This is a genomic window from Luteibacter yeojuensis (assembly GCF_000964085.1).
GTDB lineage: Bacteria > Pseudomonadota > Gammaproteobacteria > Xanthomonadales > Rhodanobacteraceae > Luteibacter > Luteibacter yeojuensis_A.
The window spans coordinates 41,979-62,590 of sequence record NZ_JZRB01000032.1 but is presented as its reverse complement, the minus strand read 5'-3'; the positions used below and the strand labels follow the sequence as shown (position 1 = coordinate 62,590).

12 protein-coding genes are annotated in these 20,612 nt (G+C 69.7%); 11 read left to right on the top strand and 1 reads right to left on the bottom strand.

All coding sequences use genetic code 11. The features are described from left to right. The 11 genes from VI08_RS15130 to VI08_RS15080 form a co-directional block, all read left to right on the top strand. Window positions 1-3,065: aminotransferase class III-fold pyridoxal phosphate-dependent enzyme (locus VI08_RS15130; RefSeq protein ID WP_045830449.1), on the top strand; the 3,065-nt coding region annotated here is incomplete at its 5' end. Further along, complete coding sequence (locus tag VI08_RS15125) at window positions 3,062-9,448, top strand: non-ribosomal peptide synthetase (protein ID WP_052697988.1); 6,387 nt, start codon at window positions 3,062-3,064, stop codon at window positions 9,446-9,448. The genes VI08_RS15130 and VI08_RS15125, both read left to right, overlap by 4 nt. Window positions 9,449-9,478: 30 nt before the next feature. Beyond that, window positions 9,479-10,609: a glycosyltransferase family 2 protein gene (locus tag VI08_RS15120; RefSeq protein WP_045830442.1), complete on the top strand. Its 1,131-nt coding sequence runs from the start codon at window positions 9,479-9,481 to the stop codon at window positions 10,607-10,609. A 5-nt stretch (window positions 10,610-10,614) separates the two neighbouring features. Continuing rightward, window positions 10,615-11,712: a polysaccharide deacetylase family protein gene (locus VI08_RS15115; protein WP_232309565.1), complete on the top strand. Its 1,098-nt coding sequence runs from the start codon at window positions 10,615-10,617 to the stop codon at window positions 11,710-11,712. Beyond that, a complete protein-coding gene (locus VI08_RS15110; protein ID WP_045830440.1) occupies window positions 11,700-12,959 on the top strand; it encodes an O-antigen ligase family protein in 1,260 nt (419 codons plus the stop codon). The genes VI08_RS15115 and VI08_RS15110 overlap by 13 nt, the downstream gene beginning before the upstream one ends. After that, window positions 12,956-14,311, top strand: coding sequence for a phenylacetate--CoA ligase family protein (locus VI08_RS15105; RefSeq protein WP_045830439.1), 1,356 nt, complete (start codon window positions 12,956-12,958; stop codon window positions 14,309-14,311). The genes VI08_RS15110 and VI08_RS15105 overlap by 4 nt, the downstream gene beginning before the upstream one ends. Next, on the top strand, window positions 14,308-15,426 hold the full coding sequence (locus VI08_RS15100) for a glycosyltransferase (protein ID WP_045830438.1): 1,119 nt from the start codon (window positions 14,308-14,310) through the stop codon (window positions 15,424-15,426). Before VI08_RS15105 ends, VI08_RS15100 begins: the two co-directional genes overlap by 4 nt. Then, a complete protein-coding gene (locus tag VI08_RS15095) occupies window positions 15,423-16,595 on the top strand; it encodes a glycosyltransferase family 4 protein (RefSeq protein ID WP_045830437.1) in 1,173 nt (390 codons plus the stop codon). The genes VI08_RS15100 and VI08_RS15095 overlap by 4 nt, the downstream gene beginning before the upstream one ends. Continuing rightward, window positions 16,592-17,230: a polysaccharide deacetylase family protein gene (locus VI08_RS15090; RefSeq protein ID WP_045830436.1), complete on the top strand. Its 639-nt coding sequence runs from the start codon at window positions 16,592-16,594 to the stop codon at window positions 17,228-17,230. The genes VI08_RS15095 and VI08_RS15090 overlap by 4 nt, the downstream gene beginning before the upstream one ends. Beyond that, on the top strand, window positions 17,227-18,471 hold the full coding sequence (locus tag VI08_RS15085) for a glycosyltransferase (protein ID WP_045830435.1): 1,245 nt from the start codon (window positions 17,227-17,229) through the stop codon (window positions 18,469-18,471). The genes VI08_RS15090 and VI08_RS15085 overlap by 4 nt, the downstream gene beginning before the upstream one ends. Continuing rightward, entirely contained in the window at window positions 18,468-19,673 is a 1,206-nt protein-coding gene (locus VI08_RS15080) for a hypothetical protein (RefSeq protein ID WP_045830434.1), read from the top strand. Before VI08_RS15085 ends, VI08_RS15080 begins: the two co-directional genes overlap by 4 nt. Here the strand turns inward: VI08_RS15080 and VI08_RS15075 are convergent. Further along, complete coding sequence (locus VI08_RS15075; protein ID WP_045830433.1) at window positions 19,670-20,554, bottom strand: hypothetical protein; 885 nt, start codon at window positions 20,552-20,554, stop codon at window positions 19,670-19,672. The two genes, VI08_RS15080 and VI08_RS15075, sit on opposite strands and share 4 nt — an antisense overlap. Window positions 20,555-20,612 lie beyond the last annotated feature (58 nt).

Sequence of the window (20,612 nt, the reverse complement as noted above, 5' to 3'; positions counted from 1 at the left end):
CCGCGGCGGTGCTGGCGGGTGTCATGCCGCTGGCCGCGGCCGCCCGCCTCGTCGCCCGCCGCGGCCGCCTCATGCAGGCGCTGCCTTCCGGTGCCATGCTTTCCGTTCGCCTGGGGGCCGCCGAATTGCGGGCGCGGCTCCCGGGTGCTTTGTCTCTCGCGGCCGAGAACGCACCGAATGCAACGGTCGCGTCCGGCACGCATGACGAGGTCGAGGCCTTCCGCCGCGCGCTGGATGCCGACGGCATCGCCTGCCGCCTGCTGCATACCTCGCACGCATTCCACTCCGCGATGATGGAGCCGGTGCTGGCCACCTTCCGCGCCGAGGTGCAGGGCATCGCCCTGCAGGCCCCGCGCCTGCCGATCATCTCCACGGCCACGGGGCTGCCGCTCACGGCGGATGAAGCCACCTCGGCCGATTACTGGACCCACCACCTGCGCGACACCGTGCGCTTTTCGCCGGCACTGCTGCACGCGCTCGACACCGCGACGCACGCATTCGTCGAAGTGGGCCCGCGCAGCAGCCTCACGCAACTGGGCCGCCAGCATGCGCAGGCGCGCGGGCGCACTTTCATGGCTTCGCTGGGTGACAACGCTGGCGAAGAGCGCGCTGCGCTGCTTAACGCCGCCGGGGCCCTGTGGGCTGCTGGCGTGGGCGTCGATGTCGATGCCTTCGACCATCGCGATAACCGCCGCCGCGTTCGCTTGCCGACGTATCCGTTTGAGCGGAAGCGGCATTGGGTTGAAGCGCGTGGCGCAGCTTCTGTTACGGCGATTGCCGCGGGGCTGCCTCTTTCGCTTGTTGCCGCCGACGTTGTCGGCGGATCGCGCACGGAGTGCGCTCCTACAGGGGGCGGCGCCGCCGACATGACACATACCTTGCAGCACTTTGTGGAGTCTTCCATGCCTACGCCTGTCGCTTCCGCCCGCCCGCAGCGCCTTGTCACCGAGCTTGTCGCCCTGTTCGAGGATGTCTCGGGCACGGAGCTGGATAACATCGACCCCGCCGCGAACTTCGTGGAGCTGGGCCTGGATTCGCTGTCGCTGACCCAGGTGGCCTTGCAGTTGCAGAAGACTTACGCGCTGAAAATCACTTTTCGCGAGCTGATGGATGGCTGCTCCTCGTTCGAGCGCCTCGCCTCGCACATCGATCGTCTCCTGCCGGCGGATACCACGCCGGCGGCACCCGTGGCGGCAGTGGTCCCTACCGCGCCCGCCATGGTGGCAGCACCCGTCGCCCCGATAGCGGCGGGTGGTGGCTTGATCCAGGACGTGATCGCGCAGCAAATGCAGATCATGCGGGATCAGCTGGCGTTGCTGTCGGGCGCTGCCGCCCCGGCGGCGAACCCCATCCCGGCGGCGGCAGCCACGGCTACCACTGCCGCCGCACCGGCCACCGCCGCTCCGGCCACCGCCGCACCGGCCACCGCCGCTGTAGGAGCGCACTCCGTGCGCGATCCGTCGGCCCAGCCGACGGCCAACGCAGCGAATGACGCCGAAGAAGCCGCCCTGGCCCACACCACCTACGACGTCAAGAAAGCCTTCGGCGCCATCGCCCGCATCCACACGGGCGGCACCGAGCTCAGCGGCCGCCAGCGCGCCCGCCTTGACGCCTTCATGCGCCGCTACATCGAGCGCACCAAGGCTTCGAAGGCCTATACCGTCGAACACCGCGGCCACCTGGCCGACCCGCGCGTGGTGAACGGCTTCCGCCCGCTGGTGAAGGAAATCATCTACCAGATCGTGGTCGAGCGCTCGAAGGGCCCCAAGGTGTGGGACCTCGACGGCAACGAGTACATCGATGCCCTCAACGGCTTCGGCATGAACCTGTTCGGCTGGCAGCCTGATTTCGTGCTCGATGCCGTGCGCGCACAGCTCGATGCCGGCTACGAGATCGGCCCGCAGCACCCGCTCGCCGGCACGGTGGCGAAGCAGGTCTGCGACCTGACCGGCTTCGACCGCGCCGCGCTGTGCAACACCGGCTCCGAGGCGGTGATGGGCTGCGTGCGCGTGGCCCGCACGGTCACTGGCCGCGACACCCTGGTGATCTTCACCGGCTCGTACCACGGCATCTTCGACGAAGTGATCGTGCGCGGCACCAAGAAGCTGAAGTCGATCCCAGCCGCGCCGGGCATCCTGCGCAACACCGCCGAGCACGTGCTGGTGCTCGACTACGGCACGCCCGAGTCGCTGCAGATCATCCGCGAACGCGCGCACGAGATCGCAGCGGTGCTGGTGGAACCGGTGCAGAGCCGCCGTCCCGATTTCAAGCCCATCGAATTCCTGCAGGAAGTGCGCGCCATCACCGAGGAGAGCGGCTCGCTGCTCATCTTCGACGAAGTGGTCACCGGCTTCCGCTCGCACCCGCGCGGCGCGCAGCACGTGCTCGGCATCGACGCGGACATGGCCAGCTACGGCAAGGTCGTCGGCGGCGGCTTCCCCATCGGCGTCATCGCCGGCAAGCGCCGCTTCATGGATGCGCTGGACGGCGGCGACTGGCAGTTCGGCGACGCCTCGGTGCCGACGGTGGGCGTCACCTACTTCGCCGGCACCTTCGTGCGCCACCCGCTGGCCCTGGCCGCGGCGCACGCGGTGCTTACCCACCTGCAGCAGCAGGGCGCCGACCTACAGGCCACGCTGAACGCGAAGGTCACCGCCATGGCCGAGGACCTCAACGCCTTCTGCGCCAGCGTCGGCGCGCCGGTGAAGGTCGTGCACTTCGCCTCGGTGTGGAAGACCACGTTCACCGAAGACCACCCGATGCAGGAGCTGCTGTTCGCGATGATGCGCAGCCGCGGCATCCACATCCTGGACAACTTCCCCTGCTTCTTCACCACGGCGCACCGCGAGGAAGATTTCGCCGCCATCGCCAACGCGTTCCGTGAATCGATCCTTGAAATGCAGGAAGCGGAATTCCTGCCGCGCCAGCAACGCGACGCCACCGCCTTCGATCCCAACAGCCCGCCCGTGCCCGGTGCGCGGCTTGGCAAGGATCCGGACGGCCAGCCCGCGTGGTTCGTTCCCAACCCGGATGCGCCGGGCAAGTACCTGAGGGTTACCGCATGACGCCCCAAGAGCTGGCCGCCGCCACGGCGGTCGACTATGACCCGTTCGCCGGTGCGGCGGTTTCGCACCTCGTGCCGACGACGGAGCCGCAACGCGAGGTGTGGCTGGCATCCCGGCTGGAGCCGGAAGCCTCGCTGGCGTACAACGAGGCGATCGCGGTCACCCTGCGGGGCTTGCTCGACGTACCGGCCCTCGAGGCCGCGCTGCAGGCGGTGGTCGACCGCCACGAGGCCTTGCGTGCCACCTTCAGCGGCGATGGCGGAAGCCTCTTCGTCGCCGAACACACCGTGCTGCCCATCGCCACCCACGACCTGGGCCTGCTGGCCCCGTTCGAGAGCGATGCCCGGCTGATGGCGGCCTATTCGCGCATCGTCACCACGCCGTTCGACCTGGAACATGGCCCGCTGGTGCGCGCGGAACTGTTCCGCCTGGGCCCCGAGCACCACATCCTGACCATCGCCGCGCACCACATCGTGTGCGACGGCTGGTCGTTCGGCGTGATCGTCCGCGACCTCGCCGCCCTTTACGCGCAGCGCACCGGCCAGGGCCCCGGCCCGGCCCCAGCGCACGCGTTCTCGAACTTCGCGTTGGCCGAGGCCACGCACGCCGGCACGGGAACGGCACGGGACGATGAACAGTACTGGCTGGCCCGCTTTGCCGGCACGGCTCCAGCACTGGACCTCCCCACCGACCGCTCGCGTCCGCGCCGCCGTACGTTCACCTCACGGCGCGAAGACCGCACCCTGGACGCCACCGAGGTGGCGGCCATCAAGCGCCTGGGCGCCTCGCACGGCGCCAGCCTGTACGCCACGCTGCTGGCCGGCTTCGCCCTGCTGCTGCGCCGCGTGGCGGGCCAGGACGATGTCGTCATCGGCATCCCCACCGCCGGCCAGGCCGCCGAAGGCCTGGATACGCTGGTGGGCCATGCCGTGAACGTGCTGCCGCTGCGCGCGCGCATCGACGACGGCGCCGCCTTCAACGCCGTGCTGGGCGCCGTCCGCAACGACCTGCTCGACGCGTTCGAACACCAGCGCTACACCCTGGGCAGCCTGCTGCCGAAGCTGTCGATGACGCGCGACCCCTCGCGCCTGCCGCTGGTCAGCGTGCTGTTCAACCTCGACGCGGTGCTCGATGAAAGCACGGTGACCTTCCCGGGCCTGCGCTTCACCGTCGACGCCATCCCGCGCGAGTACGAGAACTTCGAGCTGTTCATCAACGCGGTGCAGGTCGACGGCGCCCTGCGCCTGGAATGCCAGTACAACGCCGATCTGTTCGAGGGTGCGACGATCCAGGGCTGGCTCGATGCCTACGCCATGCTGCTGCGCGAAGCGGCGCTGGCCCCGGCCGAGGCGGTGGCGAAGCTGCCCGTCGTCTCCGACGCGGTGTACCGTGAACTGGCTGCGCTGCAGCCGGCACCCACGCCGTTCCCGGAGCTGCGCCTGGCGCACGAATTTTTCGAACAGCAGGTGGACCGCGCGCCCGAGCGCGCCGCCGTGCGTTACGGCGAGCGCGCGCTCACCTACGCCGCGCTGGAATCGCGCGCCAACCGCATCGCCAACAGCCTGCGCGAGCGCGGCATCGGCCACGGCATGCTGGTGGGCATCTCGCTGGCGCGCGGCCTCGACATGGTGGCCGCCGTACTTGGCGTGCTGAAGAGCGGCGCCGGCTACGTGCCGCTCGACCCGGCGTTCCCGGCTGATCGCCTCGCCTTCATGGCCGAAGACGCCGCGCTCGCCGCCCTCGTGGTGGATGACGACGCGCCGCTTTCCTTCGACTTCGACGCGAAGCGCATCCTTGCCCTCAACAGCGACGAGGTAAAGTACGCCTCCGTCGACCGTCCGGAGCGTAATCGCAAGGCGGCGACCCCCGATTCCGTCGCCTATGTGATCTTCACCTCGGGCTCCACGGGCCGCCCCAAGGGCGTGCGCGTGCCGCATCGCGCGGCCGCCAACTTCCTCACCAGCATGCAGCGCGTGCCCGGCATCGCGCCGGACGACCGCCTGGTGGCGGTGACGACGCTGAGCTTCGATATCGCGTTCATGGAACTGCTGCTGCCGCTCACCAGCGGCGCCGAGATCGTGGTGGCCGGCCGCGACGACGTGCGCGACGGTGCGCAGCTGCGCCGGCTCATCGAGGATGTGGACGCCACGATGATGCAGGCCACGCCAGCGGGCTGGCGCCTGCTCGTGGACGCGGGCTGGCATGGCCGCCCGGCGTTCCGCGCCGTCTCCGGCGGCGAGCCGCTGCCGGTGGACCTGGCCGAAGCCCTGCTCGATCGCTGCGGCGAGGTGTGGAACGGTTACGGCCCGACCGAAACCACGGTGTATTCCACCTACTGGCGCGTCTCCGACCCGCGCGAAGGCATCTACATCGGCCGCCCCATCGCCAACACCACGGTGCACATCCTCGACGAGCAGGGCAACCACTGCCCGCTCGGCGTGCCGGGCGAGATCCACATCGGTGGCGCGGGCGTGACGCTCGGCTACCTCGAACGCCCCGACCTCACCGCCGAGCGCTTCGTGCCCGATCCCTGGTCCGAGACGCCCGACTCGCGCATGTACAGGACCGGCGACCGCGGCCGCTGGCTGGCCAACGGCCTGCTGGAGCACCTGGGCCGCCTCGATTTCCAGGTGAAGGTGCGCGGCTACCGCATCGAGCCGGGTGAAATCGAATGCGTGCTCGCCGACGTGCCTGCCGTGGCGCGCGCCGTCGTCATCGCCCGCGAGGACCGCCCCGGCGATGTGCGCCTGGTCGCCTACGTGGTGGCGCGCGAGGGCATGCCGCTGGACGAGGACATGCTGCGCGGCGCCACCCGCGCCCGCCTGCCGGATTACATGGTGCCGCAGCACATCATGCTGCTCGACGCGATCCCGCTGCTGCCCAATGGCAAGACCGATCGCAAGGCGCTGCCGGCGCCCATGGCGCACTCGCTGGCGGAAACCGGCGAGCGCGTGGCGCCGCGCAACGAGGATGAACGCCGCGTGGCCGCGGCGATGGAAGCGACGCTGTGCCTGCCGGATCTCGACGTGCGCGACGACTTCTTCGCCCTGGGTGGGCACTCGCTGCTGGCCGCCCAGCTCACCGCGCGCCTCAACCGCGAGTTCGGCATCACCCTGTCGTTCCGCACGCTGTTCGACGCCCCCACCATCGAGCAGCTGGCCGCGGCCATCGGTTCGCAGGTGGCCGCGGGCAACACGCCGCCGGCCGAGCCGATCATCCACCGCGACGAGCAGGCCCAGGTGCAGGCGCCGCTGTCACTGATGCAGCGCCGCCTGTGGGCGCTCGAGCGCCTGAACCCGGGCCGCGTCACCTATAACGCGCCGTCGGCCCACCGCCTGCGCGGCACGATGGACGAGCACGCCTTCGACATGGCCTTCCAGGCCCTGATCCAGCGCCAGCCCAGCATGCGCACCGCCATCCGCGACATGGGGGCGGACGTGATGCAGGTGGTGCAGGCGCAGCTCACCTACCCGCTGTTCCCGGCCGAGGACCTCAGCCACCTGGAGCCCACCGCGCGCGAAGAGAAACTGGCCGCGCGCCTGCGCGAGCTCACCGACACGCCGTTCGACCTGGGCACCGCGCCGCTGTTCAGCGCCCGCGTGTTTAAGCTGTCGGCCACCGAGCACGCGATGTTCTTCATGCCGCACCACATCATCTGGGACGGCTGGTCGTTCGATATCTTCTACAACGAGCTCTCGGCCCTGTACCGCGCGTTCGCCGCGGGCCAGCCTTCGCCGCTCGCACCGCTGCCGGTCACCTATGGCGATTACGCGGAGTGGCACGCGCAGTGGCTCGATTCACCGGCGTTCCAGACCCAGCTCTCGTTCTGGCGCGACCGCCTTGCCCAGGTGGGTGACGTACGCGCGCTGCCGACGGACTACCCGCGCCGCCCCGGTATGTCGGGCCTGGGCCGCACCGAGTGGATCCATGTCTCGCGCGAGCACACCGATGCGATGCACGACGTGGCCCGCCAGGCGGATGCCACGCTCAACATGACCCTGCTCGCCCTGTATTTCGCCATGCTCTCGAGCTCGGCGGGCCAGCGCGACCTGGTGGTGGGCACGCCGGTGCGCGCCCGCAACCAGGCCGAAGTCGAATCGGTGATGGGGTATTTCAATAACCTGCTGCCGCTGCACGTGCACGTGGACCCGGGCCTGTCGTTCCTGGAGTTCGTGCGCCATGTGAAGCGCACCGCCATCGATGCCTTCGGCTGCCCCGACGTGCCGCTGGAATACCTGCAGCGCGAGCTGAAGGTGGGCCATGGCGCCGGCGCCACGCTCTACCAGGCGCTGTTCTCGTTCCAGGATGCGCGCCAGCGCGCCGTGGATTGGGGTGGCCTGGACCACGAGCAGATCCTGCTGTTCCAGAGCGGCGCCACCGAAGACCTCGGCATGTGGTTCCTCGAGAGCCAGCGCGGCATGGTCGGCGGCGTCACCTATAACGCCGACCTGCTGCAGTCGAGCACCGCGAAGCTGATGCGCGAGCGCTACCTCGACATGATGCACGTGGTATCGCTGAACCCGCACATCGCCGTCGGCCAGCTCACGGCCGCCAGCACGCTCGAGCGCGACCGCATGCGCACCTGGAACGCGGGCTGCGGCGGCTCGCCGCTGCCGGCCGACCTGTTCGCGATGGTGGATGCGCAGGCGAAGGAAAGCCCGGATGCCACGGCCGTGATGCACGGCGTGCGCAAGCAGGGCTACGCGCAGCTGGTGGCGCATGCCTTGCGCATGGCCACGCTGCTGCGCGAGCGCGGCGCGGCCAACGGCTCGGTGGTCGGCTTGTGCGTCGAGCCTGGCGTCGACCGCCTAGCCGGCCTCCTCGCCATCAGCCTCACCGGCGGCACCGCCCTGCTGCTCGATCGCAACGACCCGGCCGCCCGCCTGCGCGACATCGTCACCGATGGCCGCATGACGGTGCTCATCGGCGACAGCGCGCTCGAGGCCTCGCTCGACTGGCCGCGCGCCTGCGCGCTGTGGCTGGATGCGCACCACGCCGAGCTCATGGCGGTGGAAGTGGATGCCAGCGCCTTCGGCAGCCGCGCCTGTGCCGACGCACCCGCCATCGCCTTCCACGTGCCGGGCCCCGACGGCCGCGCCGTGGGCGCCTCGCTTTCGCACGCCGCCATCGCCGGCATGGTGCATGGCCTTACCGATGGCCTGGCCATCGACGCGGGCCAGTGCCTCAGCGGCGACGCCATGCCGGCCGACCCCATGTCGGTGATCGAACCCCTGCTCGCGCTCAGCACCGGCGCGACGTGGCGGGTGCCGGCGCCACACGACCTCGCCAATGGCGAGTTGCCCGACCTCGATTGCTTCATCGCCTCGCCGGAAACCTGGAATACCCTGTTCGAAAAGGGCTGGGCGGGCGACGGCCAGCTGCGCGCCGCCATGCTCGGCGGCACGCCGACCCGCGAAACGGCCAGCCGCATCGCTGATGCCACGGCCGGCCTGTGGACGCTGTTCGGCGATGCGATGACCGCGCCGGCCGCCACCTGCGGCCGCGTCGAGCGCGCCGCCGATGCCATGCATGAAGGCCGCCCCATCGGTGGCAACTACATCTGGATCCTCGACAACGACGGCGAGCCCTGCCCCATCGGTGCCACGGGCGAGATCGCCCTGGCTGGCGAGGCGCTGTCGCAGCGTTTCGGTACCCGCGCCACGGCCGACCACGCGCCCGGTGCCGAGCACCTGCTGCGCACGGGCTACCGCGGCCGCTGGCTGGCCGAGGGCCAGGTGCAGGTGCTCGACCGCGAAGACCGCCGCATCCGCCGCCATGGCCTGGATATCGAACCGGCCGCCATCGAGGCCGTGCTGCTTGCGCAGGCGGGCGTGGTCCGCGCGCTCGCGGTGCCACGCACCAATCGCCTGGGCGAGCAGCGCATCGATGCCTACGCGGTGGGCGCGCCCGGCTTCCAGCTCGACCCGGACAGCCTGCGCGCCGCCCTTGCCGGCCAGCTGCCGGCATGGTCGATGCCCGCGCACCTGATGCTGCTCGACGCCATGCCGCTGCTCGCCACCGGCGAGCCCGACGTGGACGGCCTGCCGCTGCCGGAGGAACGTGCCGCCGCGAACGATGCCGGGATGGTCAGCGTCGAGCCCACCACCGACAGCGAGCTGCTGCTGGCCAGCGTGTGGCACGAGTTGCTGGGCATGACCCGCATCCGCACCAGCGACAACTTCTTCGACGTGGGTGGCCATTCACTGCTTGCCGTGGACATGGCCCAGCGCGTGCAGAAGCTCACCGGTATCCAGATGAACCTGCTCGACATCGCCAACGGCACGCTGGGCACCCTGGCCGCCGACCTGGCGCTGGCGACGCCGGCGGGGCCACCCCCCGCGAAACGAGGGGGCCTGTTCGGCAGGCTCTTCGGGCGCGGTTGAGCGCGACGTCGCAGGAAGGGGGAAGACGTCATGACACATCTCGCGTGGTTGGCCTGCTGGGGCTCGGCGCTGTTGCTGGTGCATGTGTTCGCCGGGTACCCGGCGATCATGTGGCTGCTGGCCCGCGTGCGGCCGCGGCCCGTGGCGAAGCAGGCGTGGCTGCCTACCGTCAGCATCGTCATCGCCGTGCACGACGGCGAGCGCTACATCCGCAACAAGCTGGCCAACCTGCAGGCGCTGGACTACCCGCCCGAACTGATCGACATCGTCATCGCCTGCGACGGCTGCCACGACCACAGCGTGGCGACGGCCCGGCGCAGCACCGACCCGCGCCTCACCGTGCTCGATTTCCCGAACCGCCGCGGCAAGGCGGCCTGCGTGAACGACGCCGTGCGGCTTACGCGCGGCGACGTGCTGTTGATGACCGACATCCGCCAGCGCCTCTCGCCCGGCGCGCTGAAGGAGCTGGTCGCCAACCTCGGCGACCCCAGCGTCGGCGCCGTGGGCGGTGAACTGCACATGGAGAATGTGCGCACCGGCTTCGCCCAGGGCGTGGATTTCTACTGGCGCTACGAGAAGCTGATCCGCCAGGCCGAGAGCAGCACCGGCTCGATGGTCGGCGTCAGCGGCGCGCTGTACGCCATGCGGCGCTCGCTGTTCACGCCGCTGCCGCCGGGTACCGTGCTCGACGACGTGCTGGTGCCCATGCGCGTCGCGGCGCAGGGCAAGCGCGTGGTGTTCGAGCCGCGCGCCATGGCCTGGGACGAACCCTCGCAGGAACCCGAGGCCGAGCGCCGCCGCAAGATCCGCACGCTGGCCGGTAATTTCCAGCTGGTGCAGCTGGCGCCGTGGCTGCTGGTGCCGTGGCGCAACCCGCTGTGGTTCCGCTTCGTGAGCCACAAGCTGCTGCGCCTGGTGGCGCCGTGGCTGATCGTGGCGCTCACCCTCGCCACGGGCTACCTGTTCAACCACCACCCGATGTACGCGCTGGCCTTCTGCGGCCTGGCCGCGGCCGCCCTGCTCGTGGGCGTGGCGCGGATGCGCCCCGGCGTGGGCACGTGGCTGCCCGCGCGCATCGTGGTGGCCTTCTTCTACCTCAACCTTTTCGCCGCGCAGGCCCTCCTGGCCTTCGCACGCAACCGCAGGCTCCACCTATGGTGATCGAGATGAACCAACGAGGCGCCCCCGGCATCCGGGGCAGGCTGGGCGAACTTTGCTACTCCAGCGGCCTGCTGCATTCGCTGCAACGCGTGCGCTCCTGGTGGCAGCGCGACCTGCGCATCCTCGCGTACCACCGGGTGATGCCGATCCCCGATCCGGCCACGTACGAGTTCGACATGGAGCTCATCAGCACGCCGCCCGAGGAATTCCGAGAGCAGATGCGCCGGCTGAAGAAGTACTTCCGCCCCATGCGCCTCACCGACATCGTCGCCGCGCTGGATGCGGGCGAGGCCCTGCCGCCGGACACGGTGGCGGTGACCTTCGACGACGGCTACGACGACAACTACCGCATCGCCGCGCCCATCCTTGACGAGGTAGGCGTGCCGGCCACGTTCTTCGTCTCCACGGGCCACATCGACTCGGGCGAGCCGTACTCGTACGACTGGCTCGTGCACATGATCCTGCTGACGAAGGCGCCACGCCTCGTGCTGCCCGAGCTCGGCATCGACGTGCCGCTGCCCGACGACCGCCTGCTCCGCCGCCGCATCGCCGGCAACGTGCTGCTACGCATGAAGTGGCTCGATGCCCATGGCCAGAGCAGCATGACCGAGCGGCTCGAGCAGGAGTGGAACATGCCGTCGGCCAGCGCCCGCCCGGTGGATTGCCGCCCCATGACCTGGGACCAGGCGCGCGAGATGGAGGCGGCGGGGCTGGAGTTCGGCTCGCACGGCGTGCACCACCGCATGCTGGCCCGCCTGCCCGTCGAGGAGATGGAAGCCGAGATCCTGGCCTCCAAGCGCACGCTGGACCGCGAGCTGCGCAACCCGGCGGTGCTCATGTCCTACCCGGTGGGCGGCGACCGCGCCTGGAACGAGGCGGTGATCGACGCGACGCGCAAGGCCGGTTTCCAGCTGGCCTGCAGCTATATATGCGGCACCAACCCGGAGCCCTCCGAGAACCGCTATTCCCTGTACCGCCTGCCGGTGGAGGCCAACATGGGCCCGGGCTGGTTCGCGGCCATGCTGGCCCTGCCCCAGCTGATGAGCTACCCCACGGCGGCGCACGAGGCGCACGGGCCGCAGGAGCAGGCATGTTCCCCCTGATCCTCCTGTATGTGGTCCTCACCATCATCCGCCCGCAGGATTACGTGCCCGGGCTGGACCTGGTGCCCATCCTGCCGGTGGTGCTGGGCCTCGCCTTCCTGGCGTGGCTTGCCTCGCGCGACAAGACGTTCGAAGCCCCGCAGTTCATCATCCTGCCCTGCTTCCTGCTGATCCTGATGGTGTCGCAGGTGAGCAACGGCTGGACCGGCGGCGCGCTCGACGAGCTGGCGCATTTCGGCCCGGTGGTCATCGCCTTCTTCGTGCTCGGCGCCTGCTGCACTACGCAGCGCCGGGTGCGCGTGGCCATGGGGGTCATCGTGGCGTGCTCCGCGGTGCTGGCCCTGCACGGCGTGGGCCAGGCCCAGACGGGCATGGGCTGGACGGGCATCCCCATCGGCGAGGGCAACCGCATCCAGTACGTCGGCATCTTCAACGACCCGAACGACCTGGGCCTGTTGTTCGCCGCCGCGCTGCCCATGGCCGTGTTCCTGGGCCGCAAGGGGGCACGCGGCCGCTGGCTGTGGCTGGCCGTCGCGGTGCTGCTGCTGTACGGCACCTACCTGACCAACTCGCGCGGCGCCATGCTGGCCGTGCTGGTGACCGCGGGCTGCTACATCTGGTACCGCAAGGGCATCGTGGTGGCCGGCACGCTGGGCATCATCGGCCTGGCCGCCCTGAAGGTGCTGTCCTCGCGCATGGAAGAGCTGGACGCGGGCGAGGAATCGGCCGCGGGCCGCGTCGACGCCTGGTACGCCGGCCTGGAGATGTTCCGCGACAGCCCCCTGCTGGGCGTGGGCCCGGGCAACTTCACCGAGTACAACGAGCTCACCGCGCATAACTCGTTCGTGCTGGCACTGGCCGAGACCGGCTTCCTGGGCTTCATCCTATGGCTAGCCTTTGTAGGCTACGGCTTCTGGATGATGTTGACGATCGTCCGCCATCCGCATACTGCCGCCAACGAACCGGGGCGGGAGGCAGAGTGGGCCATGGAGAAACAGCTGGCGCTGACGCTGTTGCTGTCGCTGTGCGGCCTGTTCGCCTGCGCGTTCTTCCTGAGCCGCACGTACATGGTGGTGCTGTACCTGATCACCGCCGTGGTGGCTGGGCATTACGTCGGCGCCCGCCGCCGCTGGCCCGAGCTGCCCACCTTCCGCTTCGCCCGCGATGGCTGGCGCTGGGTGCCGGCGGCCATGTGCAGCATCGCCGGCCTGTTCGTCCTCGTGGCCGTGCTGCTGCGCACCCAATGAGCCTGTACGAGCCCCTGTTCCGCCACGTGCTGTGGCCGGCCTACGAAGGCGGCCTGCGCCGCCGCGGCACGCCGCGCCATGTGCGTGAGTACGCGAAGGCCCAGTGGCTCCCCGCGGAGCAGATCCGCGACCTGCAGTTCAGCCGGCTGAAGCGGCTGCTCGACTGGTGCCAGCGCGAGGTGCCGTTCTACCGCGACCGCTGGGCGCAGATGGGGCTGTCGCCGGCCGATATCCGCACCCCGGCCGACGTGGCGTTGCTGCCGGTGCTCACCAAGGCCGACATCCGCGAACACGGCGACCGGCTGAAGGCCACCTCGCTGCGCGACGGCCTGGCCTACAAGGCCACCGGTGGCTCCACCGGCGAGCCCCTGCGTTTTGGCTACACGCGCGAGAGCAACGACCGGCGCGTAGCCGTGATGTGGCGCGGCTACGGCTGGGCCGGCTCGCGCATGGGCCGGCGCACGCTGTTCCTGTGGGGCGGCACGGTGGGCGAGCCCACCCGGGCGCACCAGCTGAAGGACCAGCTCTACAACGCCGTCTTCGCCCGCAAGCAGCTCAACAGCTTCGCCATGACCGAGGCGAACCTGGCGTCGTACGCCGATGCCATCGATGCGTACAAGCCCGAGGTGATCGTCGCCTACGTGGGCCCGCTGGTGCGGCTGGCGCAGTTCCTCCTCGCCACCGGGCGGCGCGTGGCGCGCCCGGCCTCGATCATCGGCGCCGCCGAAGCCCTGCACCCGTTCCAGCGCGAGCTGATCGAGCAGGCGTTCGGCGCCCCCGTGTTCAACACCTACGGCTGCCGCGAGTTCATGCTCATCGCCTCGGAATGCGAGCACCGCGATGGCCTGCACGTGAACGCGGACCACCTGATGGTGGAGACGCTCGACGCCGCCGGCACGCCCACGACGCACGGCAGCGGCGAGGTGTGCATCACCGATCTCTTCAACTACGGCATGCCCTTCATCCGCTACGTGAACGGCGACATGGCCACGCATTACCACGGCCAGTGCGCCTGCGGGCGTGGGCTGCCGCTGCTGGCCAGCGTCGACGGGCGCAAGCTTGACGCCATCCGCACGCGCGCCGGCCACGTGCTGCCGGGCGAATTCTTCCCGCACATGCTGAAGGACGTGCCGGGCCTGGCGCGCTTCCAGCTGGTGCAGCGCACGCTCGACCGGCTGGACCTCTCGATCGTGCGCGGCCAGGGCTTCGACGATGCGTCACTTTCCTATATCCAGCGCGAGGTGGCCAAGGTGCTTGGCGACAGCGCGGAACTGCATTGCCATTTCGTCGACGATATCCCGCTGACCCGTAGCGGCAAGCTGCGCGTCACCGTCTCGGAGCTCACGCCGTGAACATCACCCATGTCGTCGAAAACCTGAACCGGGGCGGCCTGGAGCGCATGGTCATCGACCTGGTGACCCAGCAGCACCGCGAGGGCCACAAGGTGCAGGTGGTCTGCCTGTTCGAGCGTGGCGCGATGGCCACCGAGCTGGAGATCAAGGGCATCCCGGTGCGCGCCTGCGACAAGCGTACGGGTTTCGACCTGCGCGCCGTGGGCCTGGCCCGCAAGTTCATCGCCGAGCACCGCACCGAGGTACTGCACACGCATAACGCCGTGGCGCACTACCAGGCCGTGCTGGCCAGCGCCGGCATGGGCATCCGCCAGGTGGTGAACACGCGGCACGGCATGGGCGCCACGCGCAAGCCAGGCCGCCGCGAGTGGCTGTTCCGCCGCGCCATGTCGGCCACCGATACCGTGGTGGCCGTGTGCGAAGCGGCGCGCCGCGATGCCGTGGGCCGGGGCATGTTCCCCGCCGGGAAGTGCTGCGTCGTGCCCAACGGCATCCGCCTCGACGGGTTCGAGGTGGCGAACGACGCCATGCACGAGCGCCTGGCCCGGCTCATCAACGTGCCCTCGCGCACGCGCATCATAGGCACCGTGGGCCGCCTGAACTGGGCGAAGGACCAGGCCAGCCTGATCCGCGCGTTCCGCGCCGTGCGCCACCTGCGCCGCGATACCGTGCTGGTGCTGATCGGCGATGGCGAGCTGCGCGAAACGCTGCGCGCGTGCGCCTTCGACGAAGGCATCGCCGGCTGCGTGCATTTCCTCGGCGACCGCGACGACGTGCACGAGTTGCTACAGGGGCTGGACCTCTTCGTGTTGTCCTCGGTCACCGAGGGCTATTCCATGGCCTTGCTGGAGGCCTGCGCCGCCGGCCTGCCCATCGTGGCCACCGACGTGGGTGGCAACGCCGAGATCGTCCGCGACCGCGCCACGGGCCGCCTGGTGCCGCCCTGCGATGCACCGGCGCTGGCCGACGCCATGGTGGAGATGCTGCACGCCTCGCAGCAGGCCAGCGCGTTCGGCCGCGCGGCCCGCTCGTGGGTGGAGCAGCACGGCTCGCTGCAGGCCATGGCGGCCCGCTACACCCGCCTGTACTTCGGGCACGTGGAGGCGCTGCCGTGAAGATCCTCGTGCTTACCAACCTGTTCCCCACGCCGTGGGACCCGCGGCGCGGCACCTTCAACCGCCAGCAGTTCGAGCGGCTGGGCGAGCGCCACGAGGTGGACGTGCTCACCGCGGTCGACTTTCGCGAAAAGATGGCCGGCGCGCGCGGGCAGGTGCACGTGCCCCACGTGAACCGCGACCATTTCACCTTCTACCACCCACCGGGCATCGGCCGCTTCCTCAATGCGCTGTGCTACGCCGCGTGCGTGATGTGGCAGCGCGGGCGCGCGCTGCGCCTGGCGCGCTACGACGTGATCCTGGCCAGCTGGGCGTTCCCCGATGCAGCCGCCGCCGCGTGGATCGCCCACCTGCTGGGCGTACCGTACGTGGTGAAGGTGCACGGCAGCGACCTCAACGTGCAGGCCGCCTCGCCCCTGCGGCGCCCGCAGATCCGCCATGCGCTGCGCTCCGCCGGTGCCGTGCTGGCGGTGAGCAAGGCCCTGGCCGCGAAGGCCGTGGAGCTCGGCGCCCGGCCCGACCAGGTGGAGACGGTCTACAACGGCGTGGACGGCAAGCTGTTCCGCCGCGGCGACCGCCGTGCGGCGCGCGAGCGGCTGGGCTTGCCGCTGGATGCGCCGGTGGTGCTGTACGCCGGCAACCTGAAGGTCACCAAGGGCTGCATGGACCTGATCGAAGCGTTCCCGTTGCTGGCCAAGCAGCGGCCGGATGCCCGGCTTTACTTCGTCGGCGACGGCCCCGACAGCGCCACGCTGGAGAACCGCGCCGCCTCGCTGTGCTGCGCGCCCGCGGTGCATTTCATGGGCTCGGCGCCGCATGCCTCGCTGCCGGACTGGTTCCGCGCCGCCGACGTGCTCTGCCTGCCCAGCCACAACGAGGGCGTGCCCAACGTGGTGCTGGAAGCCATGGCCTGCGGCACGCCGGTGGTGGCCACCGCCGTAGGCGGTATCCCCGAGGTGGTGCCGGCGTATGCCGGCACGCTGGTACCCGCCCACCACCCCGAGCTGCTGGCGCCGGCGCTGGCCGAGATGCTGGGCCGCCACGTGGACCCGGAGGCCATCGCCGCCCATGCCACCAGCTTCCGCTGGGAAGACAACATCGACCGGCTCGAGCGGATGCTCGGGCGCGTCGCCGCCGGCGCGCCGGCCCACGTGAGTATGAATGCATGATCCGCCGACCGAAGAAACACGAACTGCTGGGCCTGCTCCCCGACCACCTGCTGATGACGCGGGCGAAGAAGGACGCCACCTGCTACCTCAGCTTCGATGACGGCCCGGAGCCCGCACACACGCCCAGGCTGCTGGACGTGCTGGCCCGCCATGGCGTGAAGGCCAGCTTCTTCCTGGTGGGCGAGAAGATCGAGCAGTACCCCGAGATCGTGGCGCGCATCGTGGCCGATGGCCACATGATCGGCAACCATTCGTACAGCCACTGGTCGTTCCGCAACATGAACCTGCGCAAGCAGCTCGACGAGGTGTACCGCACCGACGCCCTGCTGCGCCTGTTCGACGACCGGCCGCACCACCGCATGCGGCCGCCGCACGGCTACGTGGGCGCACAGCTGCTCATGCATTTCGCACGGCGCAAGCGCAGCTTCGTCTACTGGTCGTACGACAGCCTGGACTACCAGGACCAGCCCACCGACTGGCTCATCAACCGCCTGCGCAACGACCCGCCCGCGCCGGGCGACATCGTGCTGATGCACGACGACAGCGACAAGGCCGCCGAAGCGCTCGATGCCATCCTGCCGGAATGGATCGCCGCCGGCATGCGCTTCGATGCCCTGCCGGGAAGCCATTCGTGAACATCCTCTACCACCACCGCACCCGGGGCCAGCACGTCGAAGGCGTGCATATCCGCGGCATCGTCAATGCCTTGCGCGAACTGGGCCACGATGTGTCGGTGATGTCGTTCCCGGGGGCCGACCCTGAGCATGGGCATGCCAAGCCGGCGGGTTCGGGTGTGGGTGCGGGTACGGCTACCGGTGCGGCCTCGGTCGCGGCCGCGCCTGCGGCGCCGGTGGCTAGCGGCGGCACGGGCCAGCGAGGGCTCGCGGCGATGGTGACGAAGCTGCCGGGCGTGGTCTTCGAGATGTTCGAGTTGCTTTACAACCTCGTCACCTTCGTCCGGATGGGGCGCGCGTGGCGCGCGACGCCGCCGCGGCTGGTGTACGAGCGCTATTCGCTGTTCCTCTTCGCCACCGTGTGGATGGCGCGGCGGCGCGGCATCCCCATCGTGCTGGAGATCAACGACTCCGCCCTCGTCGAACGCGTGCGGCCGCTGAAGATGAAGCGCCTCGCGCAGCGAGTGGAGCGCTGGTGCTTCCGCCGGGCCACGGGGCTGGTCTTCATTTCCACCTACTTCCGCGACAAGGCCGTCGAGGCCTATGGCGCCATCGCACCATCGGTGATCTCGCCGAACGCGGTGGACCTGCCCGCTTTCGACCCGGCGAAATACGACCGCGACGCCCTGCGCGCCGCCCGCGGCCTCACCGGGCGCACGGTGTGCGGGCATATCGGCGTGTTCGCGCACTGGCATGGCGTGGACGCGTTCGTCGAAGCGATCGCCAACCGCCTCGACCAAGCCCCGGGCCTTGCGCTGGTGTTCGTGGGCGATGGCAAGACCCTGCCGGCGGTTCGCGACCTGGTGGCCGCGCGCGGCCTCAGCGAGCGTGTGCTGCTGCCCGGCCGCGTGCCCCACGACGAGGTGGCCAGCTGGATCGCCTGCATGGATTACGCCGTGCTGCCCAACTCCAACCACTACGGCTCGCCCATGAAGCTGTTCGAACTCATGGGCATGGGCGTGGCCGTGGTGGCGCCCGACTACGCCCCCGTGGCCGAAGTGATCGCCGATGGCCGCACCGGCTGGCTGTTTCCGCGCGGCGACGCCGCGGCATGCGTCGAGCGCGTGCTGGCCCTGGCCAGTGAGGCCGACGAACAGCGCCGCGTCGGCGCCGCCGCCCGCGACTACATCGCCAGCGAGCGCCAGTGGCGCAACAACGCCGAACAACTCCTTACCCTGGTACCCGCGGGAGCCACCGCATGATCGCTCCCCTCCTCGTCGCGGCCTGCGCCGCCCTCGCCCTGTTCGCCGCGGCCGTGGCCTTCGCCATCCGCGCCCGCAACATGCAGTACTGGCTGTGGGGCTACCTCACCCGGCGCAAGGCGCCCAGGGTAGAAGGTACGAAACACATCATGTTCTGCTTCGTGGACCACTTCGAGCCCAACTGGGGCCGCGTGGACATGGACCGCCAGCGGCACCGCGTGGACCGCTGGTGCACGGAGTACCGCGCCATGGCTAGTCGGCACCGCGATGCCGACGGGCGGCCGCCGCAACATTGCTTCTTCTACCCCGAAGAAGAGTACGTGGAAGAGCACCTGGACAAGCTAGCCCACCTGTGTGCCGACGGCTTTGGTGAGATCGAGATCCACCTCCACCACGACGACGATACCCCCGAAAATTTCGTCGCCACCCTGGATCGGTTCAACAGGCTACTTCATCAGCGCCACGGTGCCCTTCCACGTGACCCGGTGACCGGGCAACTCAAATTCGCCTTCATCCACGGCAACTGGTGTCTCGCCAACAGCCGGCCCGATGGCCGCTGGTGCGGCATCAACAACGAGCTGGTGCTGCTGCGCGAGCTCGGCTGCTACGCCGACTTCACCCTGCCCTCCGCGCCCAGCGATACCCAGACGCGGATGTCGAACAGCATCTATTACGCGGCCGACGCCTGCGGCAAGCCCAAGGGCCACGACACGGGTGTACCCATGCGCGTGGGAGGCAAACCCAGCGGCGACCTGCTGATCATCCAGGGCGTGCTCGGCCTGAACTGGAAACAGCGGCGCTTCGGCATCATCCCGCGCATCGAGAACTCCGACATTCGCCAGGGTTGCCCGCCCACCCGCAGCCGCGTGGACCAATGGGTGGACACCGGCATCCACGTCGAGGGCCGGCCGGAGTGGATTTTCATCAAGATCCATACCCACGGCACCCAGGAACGCGACATGGATACGCTGCTGGGCAAGCCCGTCGACGACATGCACGATTACCTCGAGCAACGCTACAACGACGGCAAGGACCACGTGCTGCACTACGTGACCGCCCGCGAAATGTACAACATCGCCAAGGCCGCCGAGGCCGGCATGACCGGCAACCCCAACCTCTACCGCGACTTCGAACTGGCGCCGCCGGTGCATGCCACGGGTGCGGCCGCCGCACCAGGAACACCCGTCGCCGCCGCCTCCTAGTCGTTCGCCGGCGGCGTGCGCAGGTCGAACACCACCAGCGTGGGGGTCGACACGCTGAGCGCGCCGTATTGCTCCACCGAATAAGACGCCTCCACCGTGAAGAGCTGCGAGGCGTGGAACGACGCCATGCGCAGGATATCCTCGCGGGCGAGGATGAAGCGCATCATCGGGTCGAGCGATGCCTCGAGCTTGCCGAGGATGACCGGCTCGAAACACGCCTCGCCGATGCGGACACGGATCTCATTGCCGCCCTTGCTGGCAGGCTCCGTCGCCGGGATGTCCACCACCAGGCCATCGGAAAAGCTGCCCGGCACCACCACGCCATCGACCAGGCCCTGCACCAGGGGCGGCGGCAGGTACCGCGCCGTGGCATGCAGGTTCACGTACAACGTCGACGAAGGCGACACGATGGTGAACTCCTCCACCGCATTGCGCAGCTCATAGCGGAAATCGATATAGCCGCTCATGCCGAACGCCTCGAGCACCGAGCGCGGGAAGCGGACAACCAGCACCAGCGCCTCCTTCGTGACGACGAAGCGGCTCACCTCCACCACGGTATCGACCGCATCGTGGGTGCAGAAGAGACGCACCTCCTCGCCGGCCCGGATGTTCTGGAAGTTCGGGATGTAGCCCACCAGTTCCTCGCGCGGCATATCCGCAAGCGACGCCGCCGTGACGCCATCGAACGTGAGGCCATCGGCGAACATGATGCGGCTCGGCGTGCGCTGCGCGCGCGGCGAGAGGAACGCGGTGGCGCGGACGAGGGCGCCCTTGTTGTTACGGATCTTCCCGCGGGCACTGTAATCCTTGGTGCGGCGGGTGAGGTATTCGCGGATGTCCGCGTGTTGGATGCGGTCGGCGGGTGGGCTGCGGCGAGGCATGGGGCGTCTCCTTCGCTGGTTGATGGAGGCGACAGTTTGCAGCGGTAGGCGGGCGCAC